Below are 17,126 nucleotides of genomic sequence, written 5' to 3'. Positions count from 1 at the left end.
GGTTCAGAGCCGCTCGGGACGGCCGGCGGCCAGGCGCGCGACATGCGCGTCGTAGGCGAGGGCCATCGCCTGCGCGATGGCCGGCGTCGCGTCGAGGGGGCCGTAGCGCAGGGTCTCCAGACGCCCGATGAAGGGCTTGAGGGCCCCCGCCATGGCGAGGCCCGCGAACAGCCGCCTGTGACGGATATAGGTCTTCGGCAGGTCGAATAGGAGGACCGGCGCGCCGGTGCTCACGGCCTCGCCGACCATGTTGGCCGAGTCCGACGTGACCACGATGGCCTCGGCCAGCGCCAGCATGGCGATGTAGGGGTTCTCCCCCGTGCCGTCCCAGAAGAACCCGCCCCTGGCCGCGACCAGGGCCTGGAGGGCGTCGCGCAGGGCCGGGGGCGTGCGGCGCGAGACCGTCAGCATCAGCGAGCAGCCGCCCTCGGACAGCTTGGTGAGATCGCGCACGAGGCGGCGCATGTCGGCGTTGCGGTAGGTCAGGTGCCGGCTGTCGCCGCCGATGAGTACGGCGATGCGCGGCCACGGCAGGGGGGCGAGGCGCGGATCGGGCCGGGCCCGCGCGGCGGCGAGGCGCGCCGCCGAGACCTGATGCGGGGCCGTGAGGGTGGTGAAGACGTTCTCGGCCCGCAGGTCGTCGTAATCCGGCACCCAGACGAAGTTGGCGGTCTGCGGTCCCGTGCGCGGGTCCTTGAGGAAGGCCGTGAAGGTGCGGCCGCCGGAGGCTTCGCGCACGGCCCGGAGATACGGTACCGCGCGACGGCCGGAGGCGATGAGGATGTCGGGCAGGGGGCCCGACAGGGCGCCGCGGGCCCGGCCCGGCCGGTCGCCCGGGTCCACCGGCCCCCACGGCGCCATCCATCCGAAGGGCGGCCGCGGGGCGATGCGCCGGGTCTCGAACGCCAGGCCGAGGGTCTCGGCGATGCCGAGGCACTGGTTCTCGTCGCCGGCCTTGCCGTCGGTGACGATCCAGGCGCGGGCGCGGGCGATGTCGGACGGGGGGGAGGGGGTCGGCGCCGAAGGGTCGGGCATGGCATGCATCCGGGACGCTTTCGCCATCGGCGGCGCCGCGTCAATCCCGGTCATTCCACATCCGGTCTCGCCGTCTCCGACCGCCACGTCGGCCACCGGTCAGTTCGACGGCAGCGCCCGGCGCAGCCAGCCGGCGTAATGGGCCGCGATGGCGGTCACGCGGCGGCGCTCGGACTCGGGATCGTACCAGGCGCCGCCCGAACTCGCCGGCACGACGGACAGCTGGGGGTGCCGGGCCAGAACCTCGCCGCGACGCCCGACGAGCAGGGCCTCGCCGTCGAGATAATCGGAATCCATGCTGCCGCCGAACCCGCTGCGGCCCTGATTGCCGACATAGGGGTTCATCGACAGGGCGCGCAGGCGCACCACGAGGGTGGGGCCGCGCCCGCCCGAGACGTCGGCGAACTCGCTGCGCAGGGCTTCGGTCAGGTCGGCCTGAAGCGCCTGGGCCCGGGGGCCGTCGCCCCGGGCGAGGAGGGGGCCGACATCGACGCGGATGCCGGACAGGCGCTCGGCCCCCAGGCTCGGCAAGCCTTCGGCCGACGCCGGAGCGGCGAGGGCAAGGAGGCCGAGCAGACCTCCCAGTCCGGCCCAACGCGTCAGGCTGCGCATGGGGCCGCTCAGGCGCCGTACTGGACGGCGACGACCTCGTAGGACTTGCCGCCGCCCGGTGTCGTCACCTCGACGGTGTCGCCGACGCCCTTGCCGATGAGGGCGCGGGCGATGGGGGAGGTGATGGATACGAGGCCCGAGCGCACGTCCGCCTCCGGCTCGCCGACGAGCTGGTAGGTCTTCTCCTCCTCAGTGTCCTCGTCGACGAGTTTCACCGTGGCGCCGAACTTGATCTTGGTGCCCGAGAGCTTCGTCACGTCGATCACCTCGGCGCGCGCGATCATGCTCTCGAGTTCCATGACGCGGCCCTCGTTGTGGGACTGCGCCTCCTTGGCGGCATGGTACTCGGCGTTCTCCGACAGGTCGCCGAGGGCACGCGCCTCGGAGATTGCCTGGATGATACGCTGACGCTCCACCTGCTGGCGGTGCTTCAACTCCTGCTCCAGCGCCGCGTAGCCGCGCACCGTCATCGGAACCTTGTCTATCGTCATCGTCTCGCGCCACAATGAAGAGGCCCGAAGGAAGCGATACCGCTCCCCCCGGGCCAGAATAAGATCGTCCAGAACCTAATGCGCCGCAGCCGTGACGCAAGTCACCCGCAACGCAATGATTCAGGCCGCGAAGTATTCCTGCAAGGCGCGGACTTGGAGATCGCCTTCCAGATAGGCCTTGATCCCCTCGGCCGCCGCCATCGCCCCAGCGAGAGTGGTGTAGTACGGCACTTTATGCAAGAGGGCCGCGCGGCGCAGCGAGCGCGAGTCCGACAGGGCGCCGGCCCCCTCGGTGGTGTTGAACACGAGCTGGATGTCGCCGTTCTTGATGGAATCGACCACGTGGGGGCGGCCCTCCAGGACCTTGTTGACCCGCTCCGTCGGCACGCCGTTCTCGACGAGGTAGCGCTGCGTGCCGCTGGTGGCCACGATGGTGAAGCCGAGGCCGGCGAGTTCGCGGATGGCGGGCAGGATGCGCGCCTTGTCGGCGTCGCGCACGGAGACGAACACTGCGCCATCCCTCGGCACCTGGGTGCCGGAGCCGAGCTGGCTCTTGGCGAAGGCGACGCCGAAGCTCGAATCGAGGCCGATGACCTCGCCGGTGGAGCGCATCTCGGGGCCGAGCAGCACGTCGACGCCGGGGAAGCGCGCGAACGGGAACACCGCCTCCTTGACGGCGATGTGATCGAGGACCTTGGCCTTGAGGCCGAAGCTCGCCAGGGGCTCGCCGGCCATCACGCGGGCGGCGATCTTGGCGATGGGCTCGCCGATGACTTTCGCCACGAACGGCACCGTGCGCGAGGCGCGGGGGTTCACCTCCAGAACGTAGATGGCGCCGTCCTTGATGGCGTACTGCACGTTCATCAGGCCACCGACCTGCAGCGCCAGGGCCATGGCCCTGGTCTGACGCTCCAGTTCGGCGATGGTCTCGGGCGAGAGCGAGCGCGAGGGCAGGGAACAGGCCGAATCGCCCGAGTGAATGCCCGCCTCCTCGATGTGCTCCATGATGCCGGCGATGAACACGTCCTTGCCGTCGCAGATCGCGTCCACGTCGATCTCGGTGGCGTCGGACAGGTAGCGGTCGAACAGCAGCGGGTTTTTGCCCAGCACCGTGTTGATCTGCCCCGTCTTGTCGTTGGGGTAGCGCGCCTTGACGTCGGAGGGGATCAGGCTCGGCAGGGTGTCGAGGAGGTAGTCGGCGAACTGGGTCTCGTCGCGGATGATCGCCATGGCGCGGCCGCCGAGCACGTAGCTCGGGCGCACCACGAAGGGCAGGCCGAGGTCGGCGGCCACCAGCCGGCTCTGCTCGACGGAATAGGCGATGCCGTTCTTGGGCTGCTTCATCCCGAGCTTGTCGAGGAGGCGCTTGAACTGGTCGCGGTCCTCGGCGAGATCGATGGCGTCGGGCGAGGTCCCGAGGATCGGCACGCCGGCGGCCTCCAGGGCACGGGCGAGCTTCAGGGGCGTCTGGCCGCCGAACTGGACGATGACGCCGTGGAGCGTGCCGGCCTGGCGCTCCGTCTCGATGATCTCGAGGACGTCCTCCTCGGTCAGGGGCTCGAAGTACAGCCGGTCGGAGGTGTCGTAGTCCGTGGAGACTGTCTCCGGGTTGCAGTTGACCATGATGGTCTCGTAGCCGGCTTGCGTGAGCGCGAAGCAGGCGTGACAGCAGCAATAGTCGAACTCGATGCCCTGGCCGATGCGGTTCGGTCCGCCGCCGAGGATGATGACCTTTTTCGCATTTGTCGGCTGCGCTTCGTCCACGACCGTCCCGGCGAAGGGGGCGACGTAGGTCGAGTACATGTAGGCGGTGGGCGCCTTGAACTCGGCCGCGCAGGTGTCGATGCGCTTGAAGACCGGGCGGACGCCGAGGGCCCGGCGGTTCCTGCGCACCGAATCCTCGTCGGTCCCGGCGAGCACCGCGAGGCGCGCGTCGGAGAAGCCGGCGGCCTTGAGCTGGCGCAGGGCCCCGGGCGTCGTCGGGATGCCGTAGGCCTTCACCCGGTTCTCGAGGTCGATGATCGCCTGGAGCTGCTCCAGGAACCACGGGTCGATCTTGCACGAGGCGTGGACCTCCTCGTGGCTGACGCCGAGGCGCAGGGCCTGGCCGACCTTCAGGAGGCGGTCCGGGGTCGGGGTCCCGAGGGCCGCCTTGATGGCGTTGTGGTCGTCGCCCTTGCCGAGGCCCTCGATCTCGATCTCGTCGAGGCCGGTGAGGCCCGTCTCCAGGGAGCGCAGGGCCTTCTGAAGCGATTCGGCGAAGCACCGGCCGATGGCCATGGCCTCGCCGACGGATTTCATGGCGGTGGTGAGCGTCGGCTCGGCGCCGGGGAATTTTTCGAAGGCGAACCGGGGGATCTTGGTGACGACGTAGTCGATGGTCGGCTCGAACGAGGCCGGGGTCGCGCCGCCCGTGATGTCGTTGGCGATCTCGTCGAGGGTGTAGCCCACCGCGAGCTTCGCCGCGACCTTGGCGATGGGAAAGCCCGTGGCCTTGGACGCCAGGGCCGACGAGCGCGACACGCGCGGGTTCATCTCGATGACGATCATCCGGCCCGTGGCCGGGTCGATGGCGAACTGGACGTTGGAGCCGCCGGTCTCGACGCCGATCTCGCGCAGGACCGCGAGCGACGCGTCGCGCATCACCTGGTATTCCTTGTCGGTCAACGTCAGCGCCGGGGCGACCGTGATGGAATCGCCGGTGTGGACGCCCATCGGGTCGATGTTCTCGATGGAGCAGACGATGATGCAGTTGTCGTTCCGATCCCGAACGACCTCCATCTCGTACTCCTTCCAGCCGAGCACGCTCTCCTCGATCAGGACCTCGTTGGTGGGCGAGGCGTCGATGCCGCGCTCGACGATGTCGAGGAATTCCTCCCGGTTGTAGGCGATGCCCCCACCCGTGCCGCCCATGGTGAAGGACGGGCGGATGATCGCCGGCAGGCCGACATCGGCCAGCGCGATGAGCGCCTGCCCGATGGCGTGCTCGCCGTAGCGCTTGCGCCGCTCGGACTCGCCCGAATGCCACTTCTTCTCGAAGGCCCGCAGGGCCGCCGCGCGGGCTTCTCCCTCCGTGGCGGCCTCGATCCGGGCGATTTCGGCGAGGTACTTTTCGCGGTCGACCTTCTTGGCGGCGGAGGCGTTGGCGACGGCCGATTTCGGCGTCTCCAGGCCGATCTTGGTCATGGCGTCGCGAAACAGCTGACGGTCCTCGGCCTTGTCGATGGCCTCGGCCGTGGCGCCGATCATCTGGACGTCGAACTTTTCGAGGATGCCCATCTTCTTGAGGGACAGGGCGCAGTTCAGCGCCGTCTGGCCACCCATGGTCGGCAGCAGGGCGAAGCCGCCCGGCACCACGTGGCGCTCCTTCTCGATGATCTTGGCGACGATCTCCGGGGTGATCGGCTCGACATAGGTGGCGTCGGCCATGTCCGGGTCGGTCATGATCGTGGCCGGGTTCGAATTGACCAGCACGATCCGGTAGCCCTCCTCACGGAGGGCCTTGCACGCCTGGGTGCCGGAATAGTCGAACTCGCACGCCTGTCCGATGACGATCGGACCCGCACCGATGATGAGGATCGTGGAGAGATCGGTGCGTTTCGGCATCGGGGGCCCTGGCTTGCGGACACGCGCCCGGGCACGCACGGCGCCCCCATCGGGGACTGCCGTGTGCGGGCGCGAGCGGCGTGGATTGTCGTTAGGCGTCGCGTCTACACGCCGCCGCCCGGTTTTGGAAGGGCGGAGCGGGCGCCGCCGGGGGCCACAGGCAGGAACCGTGCCCGACGGCGGAACTCGAGCTCTCCTCATGAATAGACTTGTTCCAATTATCAAGTATCGGAAAATTTGCCTACGGATTATCGATGCTCTATTTGAGGATCGTCGACGATAATCGCCGATACTGTTCAGAACCATTCGAGGAAACGCATGACGAAGCTGAGCTTGCTCGCCGGAACGGTCGCCCTGTGCGCCGTCATCGGCACGACCGCGACGGCGGCCGAGGTCACGGTCAAGACCCTCAACAGCGGCGCGGACGGGATGATGGTGTTCGAGCCGGCCTTCGTGAAGCTGGCGCCGGGCGACAGCATCAAGTTCGCCCCGACGGACAAGGGCCACAACGCCGAACTGATCAAGGGCATGGCGCCCGAGGGCGCGGCCACGTTCAAGACCGTCGTGGGCAAGGAGGAGGTGGTGACCTTCGACAAGCCGGGCGTCTACGGCATCAAGTGCTCGCCCCACTACATCATGGGGATGATCGGCCTCGTGGTGGTCGGCGACAAGCCGGCGAATCTCGAGGCCGCCAAGGCGGTCCCGCACGGCAAGATCGCGACGAAGCGGTTCGAGCCCCTGTTCGCGCAGGTCCAGTAGGGGCCCAGCGGGCCGGAGGGGTCCGTCCGCCTCCGGCCGGTCGAGCGAATTACAGCCCGGCGTAGAGGGCGGCCACGGCCCGGTCGATGGACAGGGTGAACACCCCGAAGGCCACGAGGGCGGCGGCGGCGAATTCGAGGGCGGCGCTGGACAGGGTCTGGCTGCGGCGCAGGAGTTCGCGGCCGAAGAACAGGCTCAGCCAGGCGATGGTGAGGATCGCCGGGAGGACGAACAGGAACGACCACGTGCTCTCGACGCGGTCGAGGCCGGCGGCGGGGTCGATGAGGGCGCGGATGTTGCGCACCCACGGCGCGTAGCAGGCGGCGTACAGGGTCGTCATCCAGGACAGGCCGACACCGACCCCGAGGTGGAAGGTGAAGAGGCGATGCAACCGCGAAAAGTCGTCGCGCGCGTCGTCGAATGTCATGTGGAGATCCCCGCCGTCATTCCGGATCAGGCCCGCTCGACGAATCCTCGGACATCGTCGTTAACGGGCCGTTAATGGGGCGAGGATGCCCGGCAATGCCGGGCATTTTGTGACGCGCCCCGGTCCATATCGGGGCAGGCCATCGAGGCACGGCGCGGCGCGAGGGGTGCGCCTCACTCCGCCACGGCGTGGATCGTCTCGGGCTTGCCCGCCCGCATGAGGGCGACGAAACGCTCGAACAGGTAGTGGCTGTCGCGCGGCCCCGGCGAGGCCTCGGGGTGGTGCTGCACCGAGAAGGCCGGACGGTCGGTGAGCGAGAGGCCGCAATTCGACCCGTCGAACAGGGAGACGTGGGTCTCCACCGCCGTCGCGGGCAGGCTCCCCGGATCGACGGCGAAGCCGTGGTTCATGGACACGATCTCGACCTTGCCGGTGGTCTTGTCCTTCACCGGGTGGTTCGCACCGTGGTGACCCTGGGCCATCTTCACCGTGCGGCCGCCGAGCGCCAGGCCCATGAGCTGGTGTCCGAGGCAGATGCCGAAGGTCGGCACCTTTTCGGACAGGAGCTCGCGGATCACCGGGACAGCGTATTCGCCCGTCGCCGCCGGGTCGCCGGGGCCGTTCGACAGGAACACGCCGTCGGGCTTCATGGCCATGATCTCGGCCGCACTCGTGGTCGCCGGCACCACGGTGACGTCGCAGCCGGCTTCCGCCAGCAGGCGCAGGATGTTGCGCTTCACGCCGTAATCGATGGCCACGACCTTCAGGCCCTGGCCGGCCGGGCGGTCGCCGTAGCCGGTCTTCACGCCCCAGGTGGTCTGCGACCAGGCGGAGGTGGCACGGCTGGTCACCGGCGGCACGAGGTCGAGGCCCTCCATGGGGGCGAGGGCGGCGGCGCGGGCTTTCAGGGCGTCACGGTCGAAGGTGCCGTCGGAACTGTTGGCGATGACGGCGTTGGGCATGCCGTGGTCGCGGATCAGGGCGGTGAGCGCCCGGGTGTCCACCCCGGTGATGCCCACGATGCCGCGCGCCTTGAGCCAGGCGTCGAGGTGGCTCGACGAGCGCCAGCTCGACGGATTGGTCACCGCCGAGGCGATGACGGCGCCGCGCACGCCCGAAGCCGGGGCGGCGTCGAGGCTCTCCAGATCCTCGTCGTTGGTGCCGGTGTTGCCGATGTGCGGGAAGGTGAAGGTGACGATCTGCCCGGCATAGGACGGGTCGGTCAGGATCTCCTGGTAGCCCGTCATCGCCGTGTTGAAGCAGACCTCGCCGTCGGCCGCGCCGGTCTGGCCGATGCCGAAGCCTTCGAGGATTGTGCCGTCGGCGAGGACGAGGAGGGCGGTGGCGACGGGCTCGGCCCAGGGGGCGGGGTGTGGAGCCGGGTGTGCGGCGGGGTGCGCGCGGGCGCCTTCATCTTGCAGCATCGGCGTGATCTCGCTTATGTCCGGCCGATCCCGGCGCCGTGCGACACGGCGCTTGCCGTGCGACACGGCGCACGCGGGTGGCTTGTCGTGCGGCGCTCATACCGAGCGGGCGGCGATGGGGTCAATGTGGCCCCGCGCATCCCCCGGCTCAAGACGCACGCTCCACTCAGCAATTCACAGACCAGCCCGATCAGGAGATCCCCATGCTGCGCGCCCGCCTCACCACCGAGATGAAGGAGGCCATGAAGGCCGGCGACAAGGCGAAGCTCGCCACCGTCCGGATGATCCAGGCCGCCCTGAAGGACAAGGACATCGAGGCACGGGGTCTCGGCAAGGAGCAGCCCACCGACGAGGAGATCCTCGCCCTCCTGCAGAAGATGATCAAGCAGCGCAACGAATCGGCCGGCGTCTACGACCAGGGCGGCCGCCCCGAGCTCGCCGAGAACGAGCGCGCCGAGGCCGCGATCATCGCCGGCTACCTGCCCCAGCAGATGGACGAGGCCGAGACCCGCGCCGCCATCGAGGGCGCCGTCGCCGAAACGGGCGCCGCCGGTCCGAAGGACATGGGCAAGGTCATCGCGTCCCTGAAGGCGGCCTATGCCGGCCGCATGGATTTCGGCAAGGCGAGCGGGCTGGTGAAAGAGGTGCTGAACGCCAAGGCGTGAGACTCGCCCGGATCGCCGAGGGCGAGCCGCGACAGCGGACATTCGCGACTCCTTAAGCCTCGTGCGCTAGACTCCGGCGGCCGCAGAGGTCCCATGCGCTATCCGCCCCACATCCTCGAAGAGATCCGTGCGCGCCTGCCCGCCTCCGACGTGGTCGGGCGCCGCGTCCGCCTGAAGAAGGCGGGCCGCGAGTGGCGCGGCCTGTCGCCGTTCAATGCGGAAAAGTCGCCGTCCTTCTACGTCAACGACCAGAAGCAGTTCTATCACTGCTTCTCGTCGGGCAAGCACGGCGACGTGTTCACCTTCCTCATGGAGACGGAGGGCCTGAGCTTTCCCGAGGCCGTCGAGCGGCTGGCCTCCGAAGCCGGCGTCAGCCTGCCGACCCCCAGCGCCGACACCCGCGAGATGGAGACGAAGCGCGCCGGCGCCCTCGACGTGATGGAGATGGCGGCCGCGTTCTACGAGGCGCAGCTGGCGGGGCGCGCCGGGATCGAGGCCAGGGCCTACCTCGACCGGCGCCAGCTCGGCCTCGACACCCGCGCCCGCTTCCGCCTCGGCTACGCCCCGTCCGACCGCTACGCCCTGCGCGATCACCTCGCCGCCAAGGACGTCGCGAAGGAGATGATGGCCGAGCTCGGCCTGCTGGTCACCGGCGACGACATCAAGGTGCCGTTCGACAAGTTCCGCGACCGGGTGATGTTTCCCATCACCGACAGCCGCGGCCGGGTCGTGGCCTTCGGCGGCCGGGCGATGCAGGCCGACGCCAAGGCGAAGTACATGAACTCGCCGGAAACGCCGCTCTTCCACAAGGGCCAGATCCTCTACAACCTCCACGGCGCCCGCAAGGCCGCGCACGATCGCGGCACGATCATCGCGGTGGAGGGCTACGTCGACGTCATCGCCATGACGCTGGCCGGCCACCCCAACGCCGTGGCGCCGCTGGGCACGGCGCTCACCGAGGAGCAGGTCGCGCTCCTGTGGCGCCACGGCGACGAGCCGATCCTGTGCTTCGACGGCGACGGCGCCGGCCAGCGCGCCGCCTTCCGGGCCCTCGACGTCGCCCTGCCGGGCCTGACACCGGGAAAATCCCTGCGTTTCGCCATGCTGCCCGAGGGGCAGGACCCCGACGACCTCCTGCGCTCCGAGGGCAAGGCCGCCATCGACCGGGTGCTGGAGGGCGCTCGGCCGCTGGTGGAGGTGCTGTGGTCGCGGGCCACGGAGGGCGCCCCCCTCGACACGCCCGAGCGCCGGGCGGGTCTCGCCAAGACCCTGCGGGAGATGGTGGCCGGCATCCGCGACGAGACCGTGCGCGGTTTCTACCGCGACGAGATCGAGGGCCGCCTGCGCGCGCTCTCGCCCCAGGCGAATCAGGGCCGGCGCGGTCCGTGGGAACCCCGCCAGGGCGGGGCGAGCCGGCCGGCGTACCAGCGCGCCCCGCGCCCGGGCGATCCGCCGCCGTCGCCGCGCATCACGACGAAGTTCAATCCGCTCTACGCCGGCGAGACCAACGCCGCCGGTCCCGTGGCGTTTCGCGACCGCGAGGCGATGATCGTGTCGAGCCTCCTCGTCCACCCGGAATTGCTGGGGATCGAGGCCGAGGATCTGGCCGAACTCGAACTCGGCGATCTCGACGCGCAGGCCCTGCGCTCCCTTCTGCTCGACAGCCATGCCGATGCCGGACAGCCCGATGTCGAGGTTCTGGAGGCCCGCCTGCGCCGGGCCGGACTCGCGGAGGCGGCGACGCGGCTCGCCACGCATGTGCGTCCGGGCGATCGATGGACCCTTGACGCGCATGCCGATCCCGTGCGTCTCGAAGACGCATTGCGTCAGGCCGTGATCTTGCACCGCAAGTCCGGCGCGCTAAATAGCGAACTCCGCCTTGCCGAACATGCTCTGGCCGAGGACTTCACGGAGGCGAACTTCGCTTGGCTGTGTGACGTGAAGCAACGTATGGCCGTTGTCGCCGGAGCGGAGGCGGAGGAGGGCGGGCCCGACGCCGACGCGGCGGCGGGCTAGGCCCTTCGAAGGAACGGAATTCACGCGCCGAAGGCGGCGCATGGTTAACAATCGGTCAAGCGTCTCGCTTGCATACCGGGATCTGAGATCGACGCGGGCGCTTTTCGGCGTCCCGCACACCATATGCATTGCAGCGTCGGCGACGCGGAGTGAGACACACGCTCCCGCGCGACATTGCCACGACAACCATAGGCGGACCATGGCGACGAAGGCAACGGAACGGGACGAGACCGATGCTGCCCCCGAGGCACAGACGGACGGGCCGCTCCTCGATCTGACGGATGCCTCCGTCAAGCGGATGGTGAAGCTCGCCAAGAAGCGCGGCTACATCACCTACGAGGAGATCAACGAGGTCCTGCCCGACGGCCAGTCCGACCCCGACCAGATCGAGGACGTGCTGTCCCAGCTCTCCGAGATGGGCATCAACGTCGTCGAGGCGGAGGAGACCGAGGAGACCGCCGGCGAAGCCAAGCCCAACGGCGAGGCGTCCGAGGACGAGGACGGCGCGGAGGGGACCGAGGTCGCCGAGATCGCGCCGACCAAGGCCCCGGCCGTGCGCGAGACCACCACCAAGGAGCCCACCGACCGCACGGACGATCCCGTGCGCATGTACCTGCGCGAGATGGGCTCCGTCGAGCTCCTGTCGCGCGAGGGCGAGATCGCCATCGCCAAGCGCATCGAGGCGGGCCGCGAGGCGATGATCGCCGGCCTGTGCGAGAGCCCGCTGACCTTCCAGGCCATCATCATCTGGCGCGACGAGCTCGTCGACGGACGGGTGCTCCTGCGCGAGATCATCGATCTCGAGGCCACCTATGCCGGCCCCGACGCCAAGAACGCGATGCAGATCGCGGAGGGCGGCGAGGAGACCGAGGAGGCCGAGGCCGAGACCCCGGCGGCGCCCGAGGGCGACGACGAGGACGACATGGAGAACAACGTCTCCCTGGCGGCCATGGAGACCGAGATCAAGCCGCGCGTCCTCGAGACGTTCGACAACATCGCCAACAACTACAAGAAGCTGCGCAAGCTCCAGAGCGAGCATGCCGAGCTGAAGGCTTCGGGCGGCACACAGACCGACGCCCAGGCGCGCAAGCGCGAGGAGCTCAAGGACATCGTCGTCACCGACGTGAAGTCGCTGTCCCTCAATGCCAACCGCATCGAGGCCCTGGTCGAGCAGCTCTACGACATCAACAAGCGCCTCATCTCGCATGAGGGCCGCCTGATGCGCTACGCCGAGACCCACGGCGTCGCCCGCGACGAGTTCCTGCGCCATTACCAGGGCTGGGAGCTCGATCCGAACTGGATGGAGCGCGTCGGCAGCCTCGGCGGCCGCGGCTGGAAGAACCTCGTCGAGAAGGGCCAGAAGGAGGTCGTCCGCCTGCGCGAGCAGATCCTGACGCTCGCCTCCGAAACCGGCCTCGAAATCGGCGAATATCGCAAGATCGTCAACATGGTCCAGAAGGGCGAGCGCGAAGCCCGTCAGGCCAAGAAGGAGATGATTGAGGCGAACCTCCGCCTCGTGATCTCCATCGCCAAGAAGTACACCAACCGCGGCCTGCAGTTCCTCGACCTGATCCAGGAGGGCAACATCGGCCTGATGAAGGCCGTCGACAAGTTCGAGTACCGCCGCGGCTACAAGTTCTCGACCTACGCCACGTGGTGGATCCGTCAGGCCATCACCCGCTCGATCGCGGATCAGGCGCGGACCATCCGCATCCCGGTGCACATGATCGAGACGATCAACAAGATCGTCCGGACGTCTCGCCAGATGCTGCACGAGATCGGCCGCGAGCCGACCCCGGAGGAGCTGGCCGAGAAGCTGGCCATGCCGCTCGAAAAGGTCCGAAAGGTCCTGAAGATCGCCAAGGAGCCGATCTCCCTCGAAACCCCGATCGGCGACGAGGAGGATTCGCACCTCGGCGACTTCATCGAGGACAAGAACGTCGTCCTGCCCATCGACGCGGCGATCCAATCGAACCTGCGCGAGACCACGACGCGCGTCCTCGCGTCGCTGACCCCTCGCGAAGAGCGCGTGCTGCGCATGCGCTTCGGCATCGGCATGAACACCGACCACACCCTCGAAGAGGTCGGCCAGCAATTCTCGGTGACCCGCGAGCGCATCCGCCAGATCGAGGCGAAGGCCCTGCGCAAGCTCAAGCACCCGAGCCGGTCGCGCAAGCTCCGGAGCTTCCTCGACAACTGAGCGCGAACAAGATCCGGTGGCGCGAGGGCGCCGCCGGCTCGGGGGCGATGCCGACAGTCCGGTTGCCCGATCCGGCCCCGTAATCCAGCCAGGCGCCATGCTCGATCGAGGCCCACCCCAGTCGCCGCCCACCGCCGAAGCCGACGGGTCGGAAGCGAACGACGTGCCGTTCGGCGCCCTGCAGCAATGCGTGGCCCTGCGCGACTGGCTGCTGAGCGAGGGCGCGCGGATGCCCAACGCCGAGGACCTGCTGGCGGGGCTGGCCGAGCGCCTCATCGACCTCGGCGTGCCGGTGGACCGGGCGACCACGGCCATCGACGCCCTGCATTCCGAGTATTCCGGCGTCGGCCGGTTCTGGACCCGGGAATCGGGCTCGACGGTGCGGCTGTTTCCGCACGGCGACGCCTCCGACAAGGCCTACCGCGAGAGCCCGTTCCAGACGGTCCACGAGACCGGGGAATGGCTGATCCTCGATCTCGCCGAGACGGAGTCCGACGCCTACGCGGTGATCCCCGACCTCAAGGCCGGGGGCTACCGCCACTACATCGTGGCACCCCTGTTCTTCACCAACGGCACCCGCAACGGCATCACCTTCGCCACCCGGAGCGAGGACGGTTTTCGCGATGAGGACGTGGCGATCCTGCGCTTCGTCATCCCGACGCTGGCCGCCGTGATGGAGATGCGCAGCATCAACAAGCAGCTCGACCACGTGCTCCGGATCTATGTCGGCGACGAGCCGCACAAGGCGATCCTGGCCGGCTCGATCCGGCGCGGCCACGTCCAGCGCATCCGCTCGGCGATCTTCTTCGCCGACATGCGCGACTACACCCGCATCTCCGCCGAGATGACCCCGGAGGAGGCGGTGGACCTCCTGAACATCTTCTTCGACTGCCTCGTGCCGGCCATCGAGCGCGAGGGCGGCGAGGTGCTGAAGTACCTCGGCGACGGCCTGCTGGCGATCTTTCGCGAGCGCGGCGACGACCTCGGCGGCGCGGCCAAGGGGGCCCTCACGGCGGCCCAGAGCGCGCTGGCGGCCCTCGACGAGGCCAACGGCCTCGGGCGCTTTGCCCAGCCCGTGGCGGCGGGCATCGCGCTCCACCACGGCGAGGCCGCCTACGGCAACGTCGGCTCCGGTGCGCGCCTCGACTTCACGGTCATCGGCCGCGACGTGAACCTCGCCAGCCGCCTCGCCCGCCTCAACCGGACGCTGGGCGAACCCCTGCTGATGTCGAAGCCCTTCGTCGACTTCCTGTGGGGCGATCCGGTGCCCCTCGGCGCCCACACCCTCGACGGCTTCGCCGAGCCCATGCGCGTGTTCCGCCCCGGACGCGCCCCCGCGACGGTCTGACAAGGCCGACGGGGTGTTGACCGGAGCGCCGTCCCGGCCCACATCGGGGGTGTTCCAGGGAGATCCCCGGCAAGGGGCTGAGAAACCGATGAGTCGTCCCTTGGCGGGCGGCGGCGCGGAAATCCTTCGAACCTGAACCGGTTCATACCGGCGTAGGGATTGGACCGCCGTGTTTTTTCAAAGCCCGGCACGCGCCTCGCGAGGCGCACAGGCCCACTGTCTCTGCGTCGCGTCGCGGAGGTTGTCTTGGAGCCGAACCCCACCCGACCCATCGATCTCAGGCGTTCGCCCGCCACGCCGCGGGCGCCGTCGGCCCTGCCGGCACGGAGCGATGTCGCCATCGTCGGCGGCGGCCTCATCGGCCTGTCCATGGCCTGGCGCCTCGCGCAAGGCGGCCGGTCCGTCACCGTCGTCGAGCGCGAGACCGTGGGCGCGGGGGCGAGTCTCGCCGCCACCGGCATGCTGGCCCCGGCCGCCGAGCACGAGCCCGGTTCCGATCCCCTGCTGCCCCTGGCGCTCGAGAGCCTGTCGCGCTGGCCGGGATTCCGCGACGACCTCCAGGCGGCGTCCGGCGTCGACATCGACTACCGGCAGGAGGGCACCCTGGTCCTCGCCATCGGCCGCGACGAGGTCGACCGCCTGCGGTTTCGCCACGACCTGCAGATCCGCTCGGGGCTGGACGCCACCTGGCTCAGCGGCCCGCAGGTGCGCGCCCGCGAGCCGGCCCTGCGCCCAGCCGTCACCGCCGGCCTGTTCTGCCCCCGCGACCATCAGGTCGATCCGAGCCGGGTCATGGCCGCCCTGATCCGGGCCTGCGTGGCGGCGGGCGTCACCATCGTCGAGGCCTGCCCCGTCGAGGCCCTGGACTGGGAAGACGGCCGGGTCACCGGACTCTCCACCGGACAGGGCCGGATCGCGGCCGGGACCGTCATCCTCGCCGCCGGGGCCTGGAGCGGGCAGGCGGGCCTCCTGCCCGAGGCCCTCGCCCTGCCGGTTCGGCCCCTGAAAGGCCAGTCCCTGGCCCTGCGCACCACGGCCCGCACCGGCACGCTCAGCCACATGGTCTGGACCGAGCAGGTCCACATGGCGCCCAAAAGCGACGGCCACCTCATCGTCGGGGCGACGGTGGAGGATTGCGGCTTCACCCCCGGCGTCACGGCGGGCGGGCTCTACGCCCTGCTGGAGGGCGCCCGGCGCGTCCTGCCCGGCATCGAGGAGATGGCGGTGGAGGCCGTGTGGAGCGGCTACCGCCCGACCTCCGACGACGATGCCCCGATCATCGACACCCTGGCCCCCGGCCTCGTCGTGGCGACGGGCCACCACCGCAACGGCTACCTCCTGGCACCCGCCACCGCCGACGCCGTGGCGGCCCTGCTGACGGAGGGCGCCTTGCCGGACTACGCCCGCGCCTTCGGCCGCGCCCGCTTCGCCCCGGTGTCAAAGAGGGCGACCGCATGAAGCTCACCCTCAACGGCCAGCCCCACGAGAGCGCGGCCGAAACTCTCGACGCCCTGTTCCGGATCGAGGCCGAGGAGACCGGCATCGCGAGCCCGCAGGGCATCGCCATCGCCCTCAACGGCGCGGTGATCCGCCGCCGGGACTGGGAAGCGACGCAACTGGCAGAGGGCGACCGGGTCGAGATCGTCCGCGCCATGCAGGGAGGCTGACACCATGACCGAACCCCACGACGACCGGCACCACGACCCCCTGATCATCGCCGGCATCACCCTGGGCTCCCGCCTGTTCATCGGCACGGCCGGCTACCCGACGCAGACGATCATGGCCGAATCCGTGGCGGCGTCGGGCGCCGAGGTGGTCACCGCCTCCATCCGCCGGGTCTCGCTGCAGGGCCACGGCTCGGACACGGTCAGCAAGCTGAAGGGCTACCGCTTCCTGCCCAACACCGCCGGCTGCGAGACGGCCCGCGACGCGATCATGACGGCCGAACTCGCCCGCGAGGCCCTCGACACCACCTGGGTCAAGGTCGAGGTCATCGGCGACCGCGAGACCCTGTACCCGGACGTCGCCGAGCTGCTCGAGGCCTGCCGCCACCTCGTGGACGACGGGTTCACGGTGCTGCCCTACTGCAACGACGATCCGGTGGTCTGCCAGCGCCTCGCCGACATCGGCTGCGCCGCCGTGATGCCCATGGGGTCGCTCATCGGGTCGGGCATGGGGGTCGCGAACCCCGCCAACCTCGAACTGATCTGCCGGCGCTCACCCGTGCCCGTCATCGTCGATGCCGGCATCGGCACGGCGTCCGACGCCGTCATCGCCATGGAGCTCGGAGCGGCGGGCTGCCTTCTCAACACGGCGGTGGCCAAAGCCGACGACCCCGTGCGCATGGCCCGCGCCATGGGTCTCGCCGTGGAAGCGGGCCGCCTCGCGCATCGGGCCGGTCGCATCCCGCGGCGGGGCCGGGCGGAACCGTCGAGCCCGCAGCTCGGCCTCGTCGGCTCGTGAGGGCGCTGCCGTCGCCGCTCCTGGTGGTGACGGACCGGGCATCCTTCGGGTCGCTCGACAATGCGGCCGGTCTCGGGCGC

General features: G+C 69.7%; 14 protein-coding genes and 1 riboswitch. Of the genes, 8 read left to right on the top strand and 6 right to left on the bottom strand.

Annotated elements, in window-relative coordinates; all coding sequences use genetic code 11:
• Positions 1 to 3 precede the first annotated feature (3 nt).
• The 4 genes from FV218_RS02035 to carB all read right to left on the bottom strand — a co-directional run bounded on the left by FV218_RS02035 (position 4) and on the right by carB (position 5,744).
• On the bottom strand, positions 4 to 1,035 hold the full coding sequence (locus FV218_RS02035) for a mitochondrial fission ELM1 family protein (RefSeq protein WP_246684949.1): 1,032 nt from the start codon (positions 1,033 to 1,035) through the stop codon (positions 4 to 6).
• Between the two features lie 99 nt (positions 1,036 to 1,134).
• Entirely contained in the window at positions 1,135 to 1,647 is a 513-nt protein-coding gene (locus FV218_RS02030) for a hypothetical protein (protein ID WP_147708514.1), read from the bottom strand.
• An 8-nt stretch (positions 1,648 to 1,655) separates the two neighbouring features.
• Positions 1,656 to 2,132, bottom strand: coding sequence for a transcription elongation factor GreA (greA, locus tag FV218_RS02025; protein ID WP_187272944.1), 477 nt, complete (start codon positions 2,130 to 2,132; stop codon positions 1,656 to 1,658).
• Positions 2,133 to 2,258: 126 nt separating this feature from the next.
• The gene (carB, locus tag FV218_RS02020; protein WP_056094763.1) at positions 2,259 to 5,744 is read right to left on the bottom strand and encodes a carbamoyl-phosphate synthase large subunit; all 3,486 of its coding nucleotides are present in this window, start codon (positions 5,742 to 5,744) and stop codon (positions 2,259 to 2,261) included.
• A gap of 318 nt (positions 5,745 to 6,062) precedes the next feature.
• On the opposite strand from carB, the gene FV218_RS02015 reads away from it, so the two are divergent.
• Positions 6,063 to 6,503, top strand: coding sequence for a pseudoazurin (locus tag FV218_RS02015; RefSeq protein WP_056094761.1), 441 nt, complete (start codon positions 6,063 to 6,065; stop codon positions 6,501 to 6,503).
• Between the two features lie 49 nt (positions 6,504 to 6,552).
• Here the strand turns inward: FV218_RS02015 and FV218_RS02010 are convergent, their stop codons facing one another.
• Both FV218_RS02010 and carA read right to left on the bottom strand, forming a co-directional pair.
• Entirely contained in the window at positions 6,553 to 6,930 is a 378-nt protein-coding gene (locus FV218_RS02010) for a hypothetical protein (RefSeq protein WP_056094754.1), read from the bottom strand.
• Between the two features lie 173 nt (positions 6,931 to 7,103).
• On the bottom strand, positions 7,104 to 8,354 hold the full coding sequence (gene carA / locus FV218_RS02005; protein WP_056094752.1) for a glutamine-hydrolyzing carbamoyl-phosphate synthase small subunit: 1,251 nt from the start codon (positions 8,352 to 8,354) through the stop codon (positions 7,104 to 7,106).
• A 203-nt stretch (positions 8,355 to 8,557) separates the two neighbouring features.
• Here carA and FV218_RS02000 point away from each other — a divergent pair, with 203 nt between their 5' ends.
• From FV218_RS02000 to FV218_RS01970, 7 genes are all read left to right on the top strand, one after another.
• Positions 8,558 to 9,019 carry a GatB/YqeY domain-containing protein gene (locus tag FV218_RS02000; protein ID WP_056094749.1) on the top strand — a complete coding sequence of 154 codons (462 nt, stop codon included), beginning with the start codon at positions 8,558 to 8,560 and terminating at the stop codon, positions 9,017 to 9,019.
• A 93-nt stretch (positions 9,020 to 9,112) separates the two neighbouring features.
• Positions 9,113 to 11,035, top strand: a complete 1,923-nt coding sequence (dnaG, locus tag FV218_RS01995) for a DNA primase (protein ID WP_147708513.1) — start codon at positions 9,113 to 9,115, stop codon at positions 11,033 to 11,035.
• A gap of 199 nt (positions 11,036 to 11,234) precedes the next feature.
• Positions 11,235 to 13,235, top strand: a complete 2,001-nt coding sequence (gene rpoD / locus FV218_RS01990; RefSeq protein WP_147708512.1) for an RNA polymerase sigma factor RpoD — start codon at positions 11,235 to 11,237, stop codon at positions 13,233 to 13,235.
• Between the two features lie 97 nt (positions 13,236 to 13,332).
• Entirely contained in the window at positions 13,333 to 14,583 is a 1,251-nt protein-coding gene (locus FV218_RS01985; RefSeq protein ID WP_147708511.1) for an adenylate/guanylate cyclase domain-containing protein, read from the top strand.
• 47 nt (positions 14,584 to 14,630) lie between these two features.
• Positions 14,631 to 14,760: riboswitch (TPP riboswitch) on the top strand.
• Between the two features lie 93 nt (positions 14,761 to 14,853).
• A complete protein-coding gene (gene thiO / locus FV218_RS01980) occupies positions 14,854 to 16,041 on the top strand; it encodes a glycine oxidase ThiO (protein ID WP_246684954.1) in 1,188 nt (395 codons plus the stop codon).
• Entirely contained in the window at positions 16,038 to 16,250 is a 213-nt protein-coding gene (gene thiS, locus FV218_RS01975) for a sulfur carrier protein ThiS (RefSeq protein ID WP_056094738.1), read from the top strand. Before thiO ends, thiS begins: the two co-directional genes overlap by 4 nt.
• 4 nt (positions 16,251 to 16,254) lie before the next feature.
• The gene (locus FV218_RS01970; RefSeq protein ID WP_056094735.1) at positions 16,255 to 17,046 is read left to right on the top strand and encodes a thiazole synthase; all 792 of its coding nucleotides are present in this window, start codon (positions 16,255 to 16,257) and stop codon (positions 17,044 to 17,046) included.
• The last annotated feature ends 80 nt before the right edge of the window (positions 17,047 to 17,126 follow it).

This window comes from Methylobacterium sp. WL69 (assembly GCF_008039485.1).
Classification (GTDB): Bacteria; Pseudomonadota; Alphaproteobacteria; order Rhizobiales; family Beijerinckiaceae; genus Methylobacterium.
The sequence above is the reverse complement of the archived record's forward strand: the minus strand, read 5'-3'. Positions and strand labels throughout refer to the sequence as shown.

Excerpts from the sequence above, each read along its gene's own strand:
- FV218_RS02035 (WP_246684949.1), bottom strand. The coding sequence starts at position 1,035 with ATGCCCGACCCTTCGGCGCCGACCCCCTCCCCCCCGTCCGACATCGCC.
- FV218_RS02030 (WP_147708514.1), bottom strand. The coding sequence starts at position 1,647 with ATGCGCAGCCTGACGCGTTGGGCCGGACTGGGAGGTCTGCTCGGCCTC.
- carB (WP_056094763.1), bottom strand. The coding sequence starts at position 5,744 with ATGCCGAAACGCACCGATCTCTCCACGATCCTCATCATCGGTGCGGGT.
- FV218_RS02015 (WP_056094761.1), top strand. The coding sequence starts at position 6,063 with ATGACGAAGCTGAGCTTGCTCGCCGGAACGGTCGCCCTGTGCGCCGTC.
- FV218_RS02010 (WP_056094754.1), bottom strand. The coding sequence starts at position 6,930 with ATGACATTCGACGACGCGCGCGACGACTTTTCGCGGTTGCATCGCCTC.
- carA (WP_056094752.1), bottom strand. The coding sequence starts at position 8,354 with ATGCTGCAAGATGAAGGCGCCCGCGCGCACCCCGCCGCACACCCGGCT.
- FV218_RS02000 (WP_056094749.1), top strand. The coding sequence starts at position 8,558 with ATGCTGCGCGCCCGCCTCACCACCGAGATGAAGGAGGCCATGAAGGCC.
- dnaG (WP_147708513.1), top strand. The coding sequence starts at position 9,113 with ATGCGCTATCCGCCCCACATCCTCGAAGAGATCCGTGCGCGCCTGCCC.
- rpoD (WP_147708512.1), top strand. The coding sequence starts at position 11,235 with ATGGCGACGAAGGCAACGGAACGGGACGAGACCGATGCTGCCCCCGAG.
- FV218_RS01985 (WP_147708511.1), top strand. The coding sequence starts at position 13,333 with ATGCTCGATCGAGGCCCACCCCAGTCGCCGCCCACCGCCGAAGCCGAC.
- thiS (WP_056094738.1), top strand. The coding sequence starts at position 16,038 with ATGAAGCTCACCCTCAACGGCCAGCCCCACGAGAGCGCGGCCGAAACT.
- FV218_RS01970 (WP_056094735.1), top strand. The coding sequence starts at position 16,255 with ATGACCGAACCCCACGACGACCGGCACCACGACCCCCTGATCATCGCC.